General features: G+C 47.9%; 13 protein-coding genes. 5 read left to right on the forward strand and 8 right to left on the reverse strand.

Going from position 1 to position 16,138, the window contains the following annotated elements; all coding sequences use genetic code 11:
• Positions 1-33: 33 nt before the first annotated feature.
• From gltB to KTG14_RS07560, 7 genes are all read right to left on the reverse strand, one after another.
• Positions 34-4,617 carry a glutamate synthase large subunit gene (gene gltB / locus KTG14_RS07530; protein ID WP_216970345.1) on the reverse strand — a complete coding sequence of 1,528 codons (4,584 nt, stop codon included), beginning with the start codon at positions 4,615-4,617 and terminating at the stop codon, positions 34-36.
• A gap of 467 nt (positions 4,618-5,084) precedes the next feature.
• Positions 5,085-6,860: a DNA helicase RecQ gene (gene recQ, locus KTG14_RS07535; RefSeq protein WP_216970346.1), complete on the reverse strand. Its 1,776-nt coding sequence runs from the start codon at positions 6,858-6,860 to the stop codon at positions 5,085-5,087.
• A gap of 158 nt (positions 6,861-7,018) precedes the next feature.
• A complete protein-coding gene (locus tag KTG14_RS07540) occupies positions 7,019-7,504 on the reverse strand; it encodes a DUF4334 domain-containing protein (protein WP_216970347.1) in 486 nt (161 codons plus the stop codon).
• A gap of 18 nt (positions 7,505-7,522) precedes the next feature.
• Positions 7,523-8,308, reverse strand: a complete 786-nt coding sequence (locus KTG14_RS07545; RefSeq protein ID WP_216970348.1) for an SDR family oxidoreductase — start codon at positions 8,306-8,308, stop codon at positions 7,523-7,525.
• Between the two features lie 68 nt (positions 8,309-8,376).
• A complete protein-coding gene (locus KTG14_RS07550; protein ID WP_216970349.1) occupies positions 8,377-8,877 on the reverse strand; it encodes a hypothetical protein in 501 nt (166 codons plus the stop codon).
• A gap of 158 nt (positions 8,878-9,035) precedes the next feature.
• Positions 9,036-9,389, reverse strand: a complete 354-nt coding sequence (locus KTG14_RS07555) for a helix-turn-helix domain-containing protein (RefSeq protein WP_216970350.1) — start codon at positions 9,387-9,389, stop codon at positions 9,036-9,038.
• A gap of 187 nt (positions 9,390-9,576) precedes the next feature.
• Positions 9,577-10,206, reverse strand: coding sequence for a pentapeptide repeat-containing protein (locus KTG14_RS07560; RefSeq protein ID WP_216970351.1), 630 nt, complete (start codon positions 10,204-10,206; stop codon positions 9,577-9,579).
• 115 nt (positions 10,207-10,321) lie between these two features.
• Here KTG14_RS07560 and KTG14_RS07565 point away from each other — a divergent pair, with 115 nt between their 5' ends.
• The 4 genes from KTG14_RS07565 to KTG14_RS07580 all read left to right on the forward strand — a co-directional run bounded on the left by KTG14_RS07565 (position 10,322) and on the right by KTG14_RS07580 (position 13,780).
• Entirely contained in the window at positions 10,322-11,017 is a 696-nt protein-coding gene (locus KTG14_RS07565; protein WP_216970352.1) for a DUF1538 domain-containing protein, read from the forward strand.
• Positions 11,014-11,757, forward strand: a complete 744-nt coding sequence (locus KTG14_RS07570) for a DUF1538 domain-containing protein (protein ID WP_216970353.1) — start codon at positions 11,014-11,016, stop codon at positions 11,755-11,757. The genes KTG14_RS07565 and KTG14_RS07570 overlap by 4 nt, the downstream gene beginning before the upstream one ends.
• Positions 11,741-12,430, forward strand: coding sequence for a P-II family nitrogen regulator (locus KTG14_RS07575; RefSeq protein WP_216970354.1), 690 nt, complete (start codon positions 11,741-11,743; stop codon positions 12,428-12,430). Before KTG14_RS07570 ends, KTG14_RS07575 begins: the two co-directional genes overlap by 17 nt.
• Positions 12,431-12,631: 201 nt before the next feature.
• Positions 12,632-13,780 (forward strand): CDP-glycerol glycerophosphotransferase family protein, encoded by a 1,149-nt coding sequence (locus KTG14_RS07580; protein WP_254178035.1) that lies wholly within the window; start codon positions 12,632-12,634, stop codon positions 13,778-13,780.
• A gap of 106 nt (positions 13,781-13,886) precedes the next feature.
• Here the strand turns inward: KTG14_RS07580 and KTG14_RS07585 are convergent, their stop codons facing one another.
• Entirely contained in the window at positions 13,887-14,651 is a 765-nt protein-coding gene (locus KTG14_RS07585) for an exodeoxyribonuclease III (protein ID WP_216970397.1), read from the reverse strand.
• A gap of 172 nt (positions 14,652-14,823) precedes the next feature.
• Here KTG14_RS07585 and KTG14_RS07590 point away from each other — a divergent pair, with 172 nt between their 5' ends.
• Positions 14,824-16,101: an MFS transporter gene (locus tag KTG14_RS07590; RefSeq protein ID WP_216970356.1), complete on the forward strand. Its 1,278-nt coding sequence runs from the start codon at positions 14,824-14,826 to the stop codon at positions 16,099-16,101.
• Positions 16,102-16,138 lie beyond the last annotated feature (37 nt).

Here is a 16,138-nt window from a genome sequence, read left to right on the forward strand (position 1 = left end):
GTTCTCTATGAAAGGCAGCTGTTACCGGCCTTGTTACTTACCGGCTGAAGCCATTTTACTTTCTTCGAATGCGGCCATTTCAGCATCAAATTTCGCCATGCCGCTATCCTGCAGCTTGCTGATGCGTTCGTTGATCTTCAAATAGGCTTTCGGAATGACCCGGACGAATTTGGCAGACAGAATCTCCCAATGCGTCAATACGCGTTTGCCGTTGAGGCTTCCTGTGTAGCGCACGTGGTTTTCGACCATTTCTTTCAGTTCCGCAATTTCAACAGGGTCTGCGAGCGGCTGCATATGAACCATTTCAGGGTTGCAGCGTTCGCTGAATGTCTCTTCTTCATCAAGGACATAGGCGACACCGCCTGACATGCCAGCTGCGAAGTTTTTGCCGGTCTCTCCGAGGATGACGACGCGCCCGCCGGTCATGTATTCACAGCCATGATCGCCGACACCTTCGACAACGATTTTCGCGCCTGAATTACGGACCGCGAAACGCTCGCCGGCCATGCCGTGGATATACGCTTCCCCAGCCGAAGCACCGTAAAACGATACGTTGCCGATGATAATGTTCTTCTCAGGAAGGAATGTCGAATCTGCTGCCGGCTTGACGATGATCTTGCCACCGGATAAACCTTTTCCGACAAAGTCATTGGAGTCGCCGATCAGTTTCAGCGTCATGCCTTTTGGAATGAACGCACCGAAACTTTGACCTGCAGAACCTTGGAAGTTGAAAGTGATTGTGTCTTCAGGCAGGCCTTCCGCCCCGTATTTACGGGAAATGGCACTGCCGATAATCGTTCCGGTCGCACGGTGGATGTTGCGGATCGCCGTCGATACTTCGACCGGCTCTCCCGTTTCGATCGCATTGCGGCAGCGAGGCAAGAGCTCCTGCACGTCAAGCGTATGCTTCAAGCCATGGTCTTGCTTGATCGTCGCATAGCGGCCGACTTTATCCGGAAGATCCGGCTGATAGAGCAGCTGCGTCAAATCCAGCCCTTCCGCTTTCCAATGCTTGATGGCTTTATTCGTTTCCAGCACATCGGTGCGTCCGATCATTTCATTGATGGTGCGGAAGCCGAGCTCTGCCATCAATTCGCGTGCTTCCATGGCGATAAAGCGCATGAAGTTCGCAACATGGTCTGCTTCGCCTGTATATTTTTTGCGCAGTTCCGGGTTTTGTGTCGCAATCCCAACTGGGCATGTATCCAAATGGCAGACGCGCATCATGACGCATCCAAGGACGACGAGCGGTGCTGTCGAGAAGCCGTATTCTTCTGCTCCGAGTAGCGCTGCCGTGACGACATCGCGCCCAGTCATCATCTTGCCGTCTGTTTCGACGACGATGCGGTCGCGCAGGCCGTTCAATAGCAATGTCTGATGCGTTTCAGCAAGGCCGATTTCCCACGGCAAGCCGGTATGCTTCAAGCTCGTTTTCGGCGCAGCACCTGTGCCGCCGTCATAACCGCTGATCAAGACCAGGTCTGCACGGCCTTTGGCGACGCCTGCTGCGATCGTACCTACACCGACAGCTGATACAAGCTTGACGCTGATGCGCGCATGCGGATTGGCATTTTTCAAGTTGAAGATCAATTCCGCCAAATCTTCGATCGAATAGATATCGTGGTGAGGCGGCGGTGAAATCAATTCAACACCCGTTGTCGAACCGCGAACTTCCGCAATCCAAGGATATACTTTCTTGCCTGGCAAATGCCCGCCTTCTCCAGGTTTCGCTCCTTGTGCGACTTTGATCTGGATTTCGTCAGCATTGACTAAATAATGGCTCGTGACGCCAAAGCGGCCAGATGCGACTTGCTTGATGGCGCTTCTGCGGCTGTCGCCGTTATCGTCCGGGATAAAGCGCGAAACTTCCTCTCCGCCTTCTCCGGAGTTGCTGCGGCCGCCGATTTTATTCATGGCGATCGCCAATGCTTCGTGGGCCTCTTTACTGATCGAGCCGTAGGACATGGCACCTGTTTTGAATCGTGCGCAAATCTCTTCGACCGTTTCGACTTCTTCGATTGGGATCGGCGTGCGATCTTTGAATTTCAATAAGCCGCGCAAGGATTGGAGATTGGCTTTTTCATCCGTTAATAGCTTTGAATACTTGCGGAAGGTATCGAAATTATTCGTCCGACACGCCTGTTGAAGCGTATGGATGGTCATCGGGTTGTACTGATGATCTTCGCCATTTTCACGATATTGATACTCATCGCCCGACTCAAGCGCCGGGTTCGCTCCCTCGCGTTCCGGATAAGCAGACGCGTGGCGCAACAGGACTTCCTTGGCAATGATATCGAGTCCAATACCGCCAAGACGTGAAGATGTCCGTGTAAAGTATTTGTCGATGACGTCCATATGAATGCCGATCGCTTCGAAAATTTGTGCACCTCGGTAACTTTGAATCGTTGAAATGCCCATTTTAGACAAGATCTTGATAATTCCATCTGTTACAGCTTGAACATAACTCGCTTCGGCTTGCACCGCGTCCATGCCATGGATATCGTCTTTCGCCACCAAGTCTTCAATCGATTCGAATGCTAGGTAAGGGTTAATCCCCTCTGCTCCGTACCCAATCAACATGGCAAAATGATGCACTTCGCGCGGCTCTGCGGATTCCAGCAAAATGCTCATACGCGTCCGGGTGCCTTGGCGGATTAAATGGTGATGAAGCCCGGATACTGCGAGCAGTGCAGGAATCGCCGCATGCGTGCTATCAACTCCCCGGTCAGATAAGATGACAAGCGTTGCGCCTTTTTCGATGGCTTCGTCCGCTTCTGCAAATAATGCTTCCAAGCGCGCTTCCATCGCTTCTGCGCCTCCGTCTGCTTCAAACAAGATCGGCAAGGTGACGGCCTTGAACTCCGGGAGGTTCTGCTGGCGCAGCCTTTCAAGCTCTGCATTCAGCAACACCGGTGTTTCTAGCCGGATATGGCGGGCACTTTCCGGTTTCGGATCCACCAGATTGCCTTCAGCCCCAATGGTTGTCCGCGCCGCCGTGATGATCTGTTCCCGGATGGCGTCAATTGGCGGGTTGGTGACTTGTGCAAACAATTGCTTGAAATAGTTATACAAAAGCTGTGGTTTTTTCGACAACACCGCAAGCGGTGAGTCGTAACCCATCGAGCCGACCGGATCTTTTCCGTCGGACGCCAGCGGTTTGATGATTTTCTGAATTTCTTCTTGCGTATAGCCAAAAGCAAGCTGCTGTTTCAACAGCCCTTCGCTATTTGGATGCACAACTTCTTTCGGGTCCGGCAAATCAGCCAAATCGAATAAATTGTTTTCGATCCAGTCTTTATAAGGGAGCTCGGAAGCAATCTGCGTTTTGATTTCGTCGTCTGGGATGATCTTGCCGGCTTCCAGATCGACCAGAAGCATCTTCCCTGGGCGTAGGCGGTCTTTATAAATAATGTCATCCGAAAAGATATCAAGCGCCCCAACTTCTGAACCGAGGACGATCATGCCGCTTTTCGTAATATAATAACGCGCCGGGCGCAAGCCGTTGCGATCGAGGCAGGCTGCAATCTGGCGTCCGTCTGTAAATACCAGCGCTGCCGGCCCGTCCCACGGCTCCATGAGCGTGCTGTGGTATTCGTAGAAATCACGTTTTTTCTTGTCGATCGATGTATCGTTGACCCATGGCTCCGGCACCATCATCATTGCCGTATGCGCAAGCGAACGGCCTGAAAGATGGAGGAATTCGAAGCAATTGTCGAACATCGACGAGTCGCTTCCTGTCTCATCAATGACCGGCAGGACTTTTTGCAAGTCTTGGTCATTGAAGTAAGGGGAGTTGCAAGCGAGCTGGCGGGCTCTCATCCAATTGACGTTTCCGCGAAGCGTATTGAATTCGCCGTTATGAATGGAGTAGCGGTTCGGGTGGGAACGCTGCCAGCTCGGGAAGGTATTCGTACTGAACCGTGAGTGGACGAGTGCCAACGCCGATTTGAATTCGGGATGGTTGAGGTCGATATAAAACGAATCTAGTTGTTCCGGGATGAGCATGCCTTTATAAACAATCGTCCCGGCAGACAAGCTGCTGAAGTAAACGTCCTTGAATTCTTCCACACCGCCCATTTCCTGCTCAATACGTTTGCGGATAATATACAAACGGCGTTCCAAATCGATGCGCGTTTCAAGCTCGGCTGATGCGCCGATGAAGATTTGGCGGATGACCGGTTTGGTTTTCGCCGCGACATTGCCGACAAACGAATCGTTGACCGGCACAGGGCGCCAGCCGAGTGATTTTTGGCCTTCTTCTTCAACGATGCGCTGGATGACGTCTTTTGCTTTCATGCGGAGATCGTAATCCTGTGGCATGAAGATCATGCCAATGCCATATTTTCCTTCATCCGGAAGAACGATGCCTTCCTTTTCACATTGCTTTAGGAAAAAGCGGTGCGGAATCTGCGTTAAAATGCCCGCGCCATCTCCGGTGCTCGTATCGGATGATTGGCCGCCGCGGTGCTCCAAGTTGCAGAGGATGTTCACTGCGTTCTGAACAATACTGTGAGATTTTCTACCGTCTATATTAGCGATCATCCCAATACCGCAAGCTTCGTGCTCCTGGTCGGGATGATACAGTCCTTGTGCGATCGGATACTCTTTCTTACTCAATATAACCGCCTCCTTTTACACGCTAATTTGTCATAATATTATGATAGTATACCATATAACTGAATATATATACAATTTCATTTTGTGAAAATTTTATCAAGCGCATGAAGATTCATTGCCAGATCTAAGATTCCGAGTGAAAACGCTTTCAAGTAAAGATGTATAGCGATTCTTCTTTATTCGCCATTTGTGTATATTGATACAGTATTTTTTTCGTCTCCTTTTCCGTGCAGCTATTTTTCCAGTAATTATACAATTTAAGATGGCATCTTTTGATTGATCACTCGGAAAAAGCTGTCGCGCGAAATTATTTTTCAGCCGCGCCCCATAGAATTCTCTATAAGAAAAGAGCGTAGAAAATGATTCATTTTCCGCGCTCTTTTCTTATAGCTATTAACTTTTCTTGATTTACTTAATTTTTCATATTAGTACATAAGACAAATGCTTTTATTGAAGCAACTGAATTGCTACGAATTATTCACCGTTTCATACATGCGGATCGCTTCAAGAAAGTATTCTCCGTATTTCTCCAACTTATTCGCTCCCACTCCGCTGACTTCCAGAAAAGCCTCTTCATCTTTCGGTTTACGTGCCACCATGTCCTGCAAGCTCTTGTCGGAGAAGATGACAAACGGCGGAACTCCCGCTTCGTCTGCCAATTTCTTGCGGACTATACGCAATTCCTCAAACAACGGATCGTTCGTGGCGATACGTTTCGTCACGACAACACCTTTTCTCATGACACGGCGTTTTCCAAGCAGGACATCACGCCCCCCGTCAGGCACAAAAATGGTCGGAAAGCTGCCTTGTTCAACGGCCAGCAATTCTTGTGAAATCATGAATTCGATAAGGTTTGACACTTCCTTCGAATTCATATGCTTCAACACGCCGTAAGTCGACAATTGATCAAAGCGAAAATCGAGCACTTTTTTATTGCGTGAGCCAGTCAATACTTGGGCAGTCATCGTTTTGCCGAATTTCTGGCCCATGCGGATGACACACGACAGCACTTTTTGGACATCTTCTGTGACATCCTGCCCTTCACGTTCATCGACGCAATTGCCGCAATGGCCGCACGGTGCGGCGCTTCCGTCACCGAAATAATGAACAATGAATTGCTGAAGACAATTTTCTGTATGACAGTAATCTACCATGCCTTGGAGCTTTTTCAACTCTCCTGGAATACGCGAAGGATCTTGTGCCTGATCAATCAAAAAGCGCTGCGTCTGGACATCCTGCGAAGCGTAAAGCACGATGCATTCACTCGGTAGTCCATCCCGCCCCGCACGCCCAGCCTCCTGATAATAGCTTTCCATGTTCTTGGGCAGCTGGTAATGGATCACGTACCGTATATTGGATTTGTCGATGCCCATTCCAAATGCATTGGTCGCTACCATCACCGTCACTTCATCGTTCAAAAAGCGCTCTTGTCCGAGGCGCCGTTCTGCGTCCGGCATGCCGGCATGGTATTTAGCCGCCTTGACCCCGCGTTTGACAAGCGATTCATAGACCGAATCCACTGTTTTGCGCGTCGCTGCGTAAATGATGCCAGCTTCATTGTCGTTTTTCTGAACGTAATCCCGGATAAAGCGTTCGCGATCCTGTCCTTGAATAACTGAAAAACTTAAATTTGCCCGTTCAAATCCAGTGATGACAGTATTTTGTTCCTCGATATCCAGGATGCGGCAAATATCTTCCCGTACTTGGGGTGTCGCTGTCGCTGTCAACGCCAGCACCGTCGGATTGTCCGGGAAAATTTCCAGCATGCGGCTGATCAAGCGGTAGCTCGGCCTGAAATCGTGCCCCCATTGCGAGATGCAATGCGCTTCATCGACTGCGATGAGCGGAACCTTGACGCCTTGCAAGCCATCCAAAAACATTTCCGAATCAAGGCGTTCTGGCGCGATATATAATAATTTGATGATGCCCATTTGCACCTCATGAAGAATTTCACGGACTTCATAGACGTCGAGTGAACTATTAATAGAAGCAGCTGGAATTCCGGCTGCCTGCAATGAGTCGACTTGATCTTTCATCAGGGAGATCAACGGCGAGACAACGATGGTTGTCCCTTCCATGGCAAGCGCAGGAATCTGGTAGCACATCGATTTCCCGCCGCCTGTCGGCATGACGCAAATCGTATTTTGGCCATCGAAAACTTGCGTGATGGCCTGCTCCTGGCCGGTCCGGAAGCTATCATACCCGAAATGCGACTGCAGTAGTTTTCTTGCTTGTTCCAACAACTTTGAACACTCCCCATACTGTTTTACTATGAACGTAGCTTACCATATTTAGAGGGCTATTTCTTTTTTGACATACGAAAAGCCACCCCAGAAAATCGATTGGTTTCCAGGGTGGCTGAAAAGGCCTTTTTATTCGAATCATGCCAATGAAAATAATCTCAGTCGTACACTCTGGCCAACAGGAAGAAATATGGCCGCTTCATCCCTTTCCAATCCATCATGCCCAAAAGGACATCATCGTTCACTTTGCGGAAATGGTCATGAATCGGCAATTGATCGTAAATCATCACCGCACTCACTTTTCCTCGCCATTCCATTTTCCTGAGGCGGGCTGCACCTCTTGCACCGCTCAGGTGGTTAGCGATCAGCCCGGGCGGAAACGGATGCAGCGGGAACGGTTTTCCAAAAGGGGTGTTAAACAATAAAGGATCGACATGCTCGATGCTGTGGAAAGCTTTGCCGTACCAGCCCGATTTTATAAGCCAGCCGTCCAACGGGTGTCCTGATGGCAACTCGCGCCCTCTCCATATCCCGAACATTTCATGCGGGTCGACTGGCACGAGCGCATCGAATAAGCGGCAAACTTCGCCTGCATTGCCTGCACCGTGCTCCATCAATTCCCAAGCCCAGTGTTCCGGCTTCATGGCCCTCTTCCTTTCAGCTTAAATTTCGATCTCCCACTGTTTAGCTTCTTCGTCTTTCATCTGTTGTTCGGTCTCTTCTGGATACGCTGTGCGGAATTTGTGAGAATCTTGCGGGATGATCTCCACCATTTTATCGATCATGTCCTGCGGATCGAATTGGTCTTCCAAGCCCTTCTCCATTTCCTTCATGTCTTCAGGACGTGTAAAGTGGATTTTCTCATCGAACCATTTCCATTTGGCTTCTGCACTGCGATCGTTAAATCCTGTAGCGAAAGCTCCCGGGTTGATCGTCGCTACTTGCACGCCGAACTCTGCCATTTCTTTGCGCAATGTTTTTGCAATGGCTTCAATAGCGTGCTTCGTCGCTGTATACGGGCCGACGTAAGGAGTCGACATGATCCCTGCCATGGAAGATAGGAAAATAATCTTGCCTTTGCCCTTCTCGACAAATTTACGTGCTGCGATTTGAGCGGTTTCAAGCGTTTGGAAGACGTTCACTTCGAATAATTCACGGAAGTTTGCCATTGGCACTTCCCCGAGTGGGCCACCTTCATTGATGGCAGCATTTGCTACAAAGATATCAAAATCATAGTCAAGCATCTGTGCCAGGTCCTGTGGATTTTTAATGTCCATTTTAAACGTCGTCAATTCTACGCCGGCTTCAGATGCCGCTTCACGGAGTGATGTTACTTGAGGGGCTGTTTCAACTGGCGCGATGACTTTATGGCCTTTCGCCGCCAGTCCAAGTGCCGTACCTTTTGCGAGTCCGCTTCCAGCTCCTGTAATGAAAATCGTTTTAGTCATTATTTTCTCCTCCTGATTCTGTAAGTTGCTATAATTTGTCTTCCCCATAGCAAACAGAATAAACAGGTTTAATTGAGCCACCATTCTTTGCGGTCCATTTCCTCCGCAAAATGGGCATATTCAGCGAGTGTCTCCTCCAATACCTTTTCACTGCGGGCAAGCATGCGCTCTCTTGCTTTTTTCCGTTTAAAGCGCCTCCCATAGACGGCTTGCAATTCATCATAGGAGGATTTTAATTCGCGGAAACTTGCCGCAAGTTCATCGTCTTCATCTGATAACAGCGAAGCCAGCATACCGATTTTTCCGTACAGCTCTTCCACCGTATAACGCGCGCGATCTTTGTACAGGATACCGGCGACAATCGATGCCGGCAGCTCTTCGTCGACACCTCGCGCTAAATCTGTCAGCAATTCAATCATGATGCGGCGGTTGCTCGAAAGCGACAGGACATAAAAGATATGGGGAATCTGGTCAACTTGCGTGTCTTCAATATATTCATCGATTTGCCTGATCAAGTCCTCCGCCTTTAGATGGTCGATGAGAATTCCCAGCCGATATGTTTCGTACATTATGTATCTTCTCAAACCCTCACCGCCATTTCCTTGAGTCTCTTTTTATTTTGACAGATAATTCTGTCAAATACAATTCATCAATTACTTTTATCGTACGAAAAAACCTGCTCTCCTTATTACAGGAGAACAGGCTCATGATTTCACGGACATATTCATCAAGTCGCCAAGCCATAACTGCCCATGCGACGTTTCACTTGGATAAAAGAAGCCGCTTCGGCGAGTTCCGCTTCATTCAATGGCTGGTCATCGAGCATCACTGTATATTCGTTCAGGAAATTTGTATTTTGAAGGTTAAAATTAATTATGCGGTCGTCGCGGTCCAATAGGCTGTCCACAGAAATCTCAAAGAAATCGGCGAGGCGTTCCAGATGCGCGACTGACACTTGTTTCTTGCCGCTTTCGTATGCCCAAACCGTGCTTTTCGCAAAGCCCAGAAGGTCTGCAAGCTCTTCCGGAGAATGGCCTCTCGCTTCTCTTAAATCTTTTATTTTTTTGCTTAACTGCTTCATAGTTGATTCCTGCTCCTTTTAATAGATTTCGATTTCTAATTATTTTAAATATACTGCAATTAAATTGAATGAGCAATCATTTTATGGAAATATTTTAAAATATAATGAATATTTAGTGAACTGTATCTATTTAATGTAATAATTGGTAAATTAACATGTCATAAAGCTTATAAAAAGACAAAAAAATTTATTCTATGATGTTTAATCCCAATTTCCGGGCAAATAGCAATGCTTGATCCGTAGATACTTTGCACCCTGAAAGCAATTCCGTAGTCAATTGTAGCTCATTAAAGTGGCTTGAACTGAAATCGGTTCCTTTGAGGGAAGTTCCCGTGAAATTGGCTTCGTTTAACTCACTATTGAGAAACTGCGCATTTTGTAAGTCTACTTCATAGAAGTCTGCTTGCTGCAGAATACTTTTCTCGAATGTCACGTCGTTTATATGGGAAAACCCGAAAATCGCATAATCGAGTCGGCATTCTCTAAAACGCGTATAACGGATTGTACTTTCCGTAAAATCCGTGCCGAGCAACCGGCAATTTTCGAACTGCACCCGATGGAACACCGCACGGCTCATATCAGCATTCGATAAATCGCAATTGATGAATACCACATCTGCAAACTCGCTGCGTTCCCATTCGCCATCCAAAAAACGGGTATTTTCGAACTGCACGCGGTCAAAATGAATTCTTCCTGCCGTTAATTCCTCGGAAACAATCCGGCAGTCATGGACATATCCATCATCTAATGCTTCAATAAAAGAAAAAGTTTCTAGCTTTGCGGGAAGCATCGGTTCGGTCTTCTTGTTTTTTTTCATCTTCATTCCTCCTGGCTCGGATATATTCTTCTTTATCTTAACGACTATTGTAGTTCCTTGTCCCAACCGCCGCGTGAATTGCATCAAGCCAAATCCGCTGTAAAGGAGATGCTGCATGGAAAATGTCAAAAGTACTTTCAAAGAAGTCGCCTCTGCCATTCTTCCTGTCACGATCGTCGTCGTCTTGCTTCAAGTCCTGATCATTCGTCTGCCACTCGAAGCGTTGCTGCAGTTTTTGATCGGCGTTGTTTTTGTTGGAACCGGTTTTTTTCTGTTCCTGCTCGGTGTCAATGCAGGGTTGCTTCCGATTGGTGAACTGATTGGCAAAAAGCTGCCCTTGACCCGCAAGCCATGGCTGATCATCGGGACTGGCCTAGTGCTCGGACTCGCCGTCACAATTGCCGAACCGGACGTCCGTGTATTGGCCAATCAAATCGATAACGTTTCAGGAGGGGATATCTCAAGAAATATCCTTATCTTATCCGTCTCGGTCGGCCTGGCGATTTTCGTCGCTTTGGCGATGGTCCGGACGCTGTTTAGCATTCCGATCCATTATATGCTGATCGGTGGGTACACCCTTGTCTTTCTGCTTTCCTTTTTTGTCCCTGAGGCATTCATCCCAATTTCCTTCGATGCCGGCGGGGTCACGACCGGCCCGATGGCAGTGCCTTTCATTTTGGCGCTGGGCATCGGTGTTGCCTCCGTCCTGCGCTCCGATAAGCCGAGCAGCGGCGAAGGCTTCGGCTTGATCGGGCTGGCCTCGATTGGCCCCATCATCGCTGTCATGCTGCTGGGGGTGCTATACCGGTGAACTTGCATATTTTTCAAGGTTTCGGGGAAGTGCTGATCGAAGTCAGCATGGCTCTCCTTCCACTTATCGTATTCTTTAGTGTATTCCAATTGTTCATGCTTAAATTGCCAAAGGAACGCGTGTTGCAAACCGGACTCGGCTTCGTGTTAACGTTTTTCGGATTGGCTTTTTTCCTGCAAGGCGTCCATATCGGCTTTATGCCCTTTGGTGAATTAATGGGTGCGGAACTTGGCGAATGGCAATATCGCTGGGCAATTGTCCCGATTGGATTTGTGCTCGGCTTTGTCGCGACATTTGCCGAACCGGCTGTCCGCATCATGAATGAGGAAGTCGACCGCGAAACGGGTGGTTACATTTCCTCGCAGATCATGCTCTACACTTTATCGACAGGGGTCGGCTTATCTATCGCTTTGTCGATGCTGCGGATTTTGACGGGCTGGTCGATCTGGTATTTCATCGTACCGGGTTATATTCTCGCCCTTATCCTGATCTTTTTCTCCACACGCACGTTTATCGCCATCGCCTTTGACTCAGGCGGTGTCGCTACCGGGCCGATGACCGTCACATTCATCGTCTCTGTGGCAGTCGGCATCGCTTCTGTCACCGAAGGGCGGGATCCGCTTGTCGATGGCTTTGGAATGATTGCCATCGTGGCATTAACACCGATCATTTCCGTACTAGTTGTCGGTTTACTCTTTAATCGAAAGGCAGTGAAACAAAACCATGAATCTGAATCATAGACTGATGATTGCCATCGTAAAACGCGGTGCTTCGAGGGATGTCATTGCAGCGGCGAAAGAAGCTGGCGCAGATGGGGCAACGGTGTTATATGCGGAAGGAATCGGGAGAAACGAAAAGCCCACTTTCCTCGGGCTTCCCGCTACGCATGAAAAAGATGTCGTCTTTATTGCTGTCGACGGAGAAATAGAACTGGCCGTTGCAGAAGCGATTAGCCATGCCGGGAAATTGGGTAAATCAGGCTACGGCCTCGGCTTTACTGTCCATCTCAGCAAGTTGCTGGGGGTTCCCCATCTTACCAAGCGCGAAGACGACCGAAAAAAGAAGCGAGGGGTGGAAGAAATGCCAGAACCGAAAGATTTTCAATTGATCGTAACCATCGTTAATTCCGGAGATTCCGGACAAGTTGTCAAGGCAGCCGCAAAAGCCGGCGCTGAAGGCGGCACTATCCTGGAAGGTCGCGGTACTGGGGTTAATGAACAAAAAAAGTTCATGAACTTTACGATCGACCCGGAAAAAGACGTTGTACTGACATTAGTACCGTCCATATTTGCAGAAAAAGTAGTCGCAAGCATCGAACAGGCAGTCGACCTGGATGCTCCCGGAAAAGGCATCGCCTTCTTGATCGACGTGGAAAATGTGTTCGGTGTCAATCATTCTTCTTTGAATCCATAAGAAAGACCGGTGAGTCCTAAACTCACCGGTTTTTTCTATTTAATCATGTTCTGCCCGGGGCCCTTTACCGTTTGAAATTAAACCCGCCTCTCTTGGAATAGACAAATCCAGCTGGATATGGAAAACTAGAATGGAATCGACTAACAGAAAGCAGGGCTGGAAATGAGCGTTACCTTGAAAGAGAAAGGGAGATGGGACCCTTTGAAAGTTTTTTTGAAAGTATCAGCGGCCTATATTCTCTCCCGGTTTTACCGAAATGCAAAAGGCCCGAAAATCGCCCTGGTAGGAGGAAACCTCGGAGAAAAATACGAAGACAATGCTTCCGTTTTCCATAAATATTTGGTGAATAACCATGCAAAGCAAGTCACGGCTTATTGGATGTATGACCCGTCGACCGACTATGCCAAGAACGGGCGAGTTCCAAACGCCGTAGCGCTTGGCAGTTTCCGCAATTATTTGCTGTTTTTCCGGGCTGATTACACGTTTCACGGGCATTCTTTGCTTTACGACATCGTGCCATCCGCCGACAAATTCTTGAATTTGAATCGCCGGACAGTCATCACGCATGTCAGCCATGGCATCGAAGGCTTCAAGAAAATCCTAATCCAAAAAGAGGATGTTCCACTCCTCAAGCGGACGGATTATTTCAACTGCGCATCGCGCTATGAATACGAATTGAAACGCGATAAATGGAAAATCCCTGAAGAGAAACTCATCATCACCGGATTCCCCCGTTTTGACCGCTACTTGCCAAACCAGCCGCCAAAAGAAATGAAGCGCATCCTCATGATGATGACTTGGCGTGAATGGCTGTTTGACCTCTCAAGGGAAGAATTTCTCGAAAGTAATTATTTTCGCAGCACGATCGGCTTATTGAAGCACGAAGGGATACGGGAACTCCTGAAATCCAACGGCATTCACCTCCAAATCGCTCTGCATCCTTTCATGAAGCGATTTGAAGAACATTTCTTTCCACTCGCCGACCAAGATTACGGTATCGAATTTCTGGACTTTAACCACGCCTCCATCGAGCGATCGATCGAAGAAAATGATATGCTGCTGACAGATATCACAAGCGTTTCTTGGGACTTCCTGTATTTGAATAAACCAATCATTTTTTTCATGTTCGACCAACAGGAATATACGGAGAAGCGCGGTTCCTATCTCGACCTCGATAAAGACCTGTACGGTTATAAATCCTCGACTGTAGAAGATGTCTTTAACACGCTCTCCTATATGGTTGAAAATAATATTGCTCATAACGAATGGTACGGGAAAGCCGATGAATACATCGATTATTTCGACCAAGACAATTGCAAACGCCTAGCACAACGTGTGATGAACGTTTAAATGTTTCACGTGGAACTCTATTATGAGACAAAAAACCGGCAAACCTGAGATTGTTTCAGGCTTGCCGGTTTTTTTAATTTAACAGATGAATACTATGAATAATTCTTTAAGCCGATAAATCGTTCAGTTGCAACTCTACCGGGCAATGATCCGAGCCTCGTACATCTTTATGGATCATTGCACTCTTCATTTTCCCAACGAGCCGGTTGGATGCGATGAAATAATCGATGCGCCATCCGACATTCTTTTCCCGGCAATTCGAACGATAAGACCACCATGAATAATGGCCGCCTTCATCAGGATGGAAATGGCGGAATGTATCGACGAAACCACTATCGAGGAAACCACTCATTTTCCCGCGCTCTTCTGGCGTGAAGCCTGAGTTCTTTTTATTGGCTTTCGGGTTTTTCAAATCGATTTCCTGATGTGCCACGTTCAGATCCCCGCATAAAATGACGGGTTTTTCGAGGTCCAACTGCTGGATATATGAAAGCAGCTTGTCTTCCCATATTAGCCGGTAAGAAAGACGCAACAGCCCGTGCTGGGAGTTCGGCGTATAGCTATTGACCAAATAAAATTCAGGGAATTCCAATGTGATCAACCTGCCTTCTGTATCGTGCTCCTCAAGGCCGATTCCGTACTGGACATTCAATGGGCGCTGTTTAGTGAAGATAGCGGTACCTGAGTAGCCCTTCTTCTGCGCATAATTCCAATAGGTATGATAACCCGGGATCTCCAAATCAATTTGGCCTTCCTGCAATTTGATTTCCTGGACACTCAAGATATCGGCATCTACTGTCTCAAAGAAATCCATAAATCCTTTTTTCATCACGGCCCGCAAGCCATTTACATTCCATGATACCAATTTCATTCCATTCACTCGCTTTCTTCCATCAGTGTAGCTGAATAAAGACTGCGCCTCAAATGCGAAGGTTTCGATTCATCTTGCATTATATTGTAAATTTTCAGCAAATATTCAGTCAAAAACACCCTTTTTTACATCCTGTCTTGTACAATAGACTTAAAAAAGGGGGCCTTGCGCTATGGCGAAATTTACGAAACCGGAAAAAAGCTGGGCGCTATACGATTGGGGCAATTCCGCTTACTCCATCATCATCACGACGGCAGTATTTCCGCTTTTCTATAAAGCAGCCGCAACAGATGCCGGTGTGGAGCTGGCTGATTCTACCGCTTACTTAAGCTACACTATCGCTATTTTTACATTCATCTTGGCCATGCTCGGCCCGCTGCTCGGCACAATTGCCGATTATGAGGGAATGAAAAAGAAATTCTTCACGGTGTTTTTCCTGCTGGGTACCATTTCGACGGCGATGCTCGCTTTCGTGCCGGAAGGCCAGTGGCTGTGGCTCCTGATCTGCTACGTCTTCGCCGCCCTTGGAGCAACAGGTGCAAACCTATTCTATGACGCCTTTATTGTCGACATCACAACTGAAAAGCGCATGAACCGCGTTTCCGCATTCGGTTACGGGCTTGGCTATATCGGTTCGACCATTCCGTTTGCGCTCGCCATCCTGATTATCTTACTTGCCCAAAATGAAGTGTTGCCGCTGTCTGTCACGAATGCCAGCCGGCTTGCGTTCTTGATCACCGCTGTTTGGTGGGCCCTGTTCTCGATTCCGCTGTTCCGCCATGTCAAACAGCATCATTTCATCAAACGTGAAGCGAATCCAGTTGCCCAGAGCTTCCGCCGGCTCAATAAGACGATCCGGGAGATCCGGCAATACCGCGCTTTGTTCCTGTTCCTTATTGCTTATTTCTTCTATATCGACGGTGTTGGCACGATTATCTCATTATCTACCGCCTATGGGACCGATCTTGGGTTAAGTGCCACCAGCTTGTTAATCGTTTTGTTCGCCACTCAAGTTGTCGCTGCGCCTTTCGCGATTCTCTACGGCAAGCTTGCCGATCGCTTTACCGGAAAGAAAATGCTGTATGTCGGTATCTTTGTCTATATTATCGTGTGCGTCTATGCAGTCTTTATCGAAACCATTCTGGATTTCTGGATTCTTGCGATGCTGGTCGCTACCAGCCAAGGCGGCATCCAAGCTTTGAGCCGCTCTTATTTTGGCAAACTAGTGCCAAAGCAAAATGCCAATGAGTTTTTTGGCTTTTATAATATTTTCGGCAAGTTCGCAGCAATTACGGGGCCTTTACTGGTCGGTATCACTTCCCAGATTACCGGCAACTCCAGTTTAGGGGTTTTGAGTTTGGTCGTACTCTTTATTATCGGCCTGGTCGTCCTCATATTCGTTCCAGAGCCTGTGTCGCATGATCCAATCGACAAAGTCGCTACTGAATAGTTCAAACAGACAAAAGGCCTCCCGCAGCTGTGGGAGG

It is taken from the genome of Planococcus sp. CP5-4_YE, assembly GCF_019042655.1.
In the GTDB taxonomy this organism is placed as follows: domain Bacteria; phylum Bacillota; class Bacilli; order Bacillales_A; family Planococcaceae; genus Planococcus.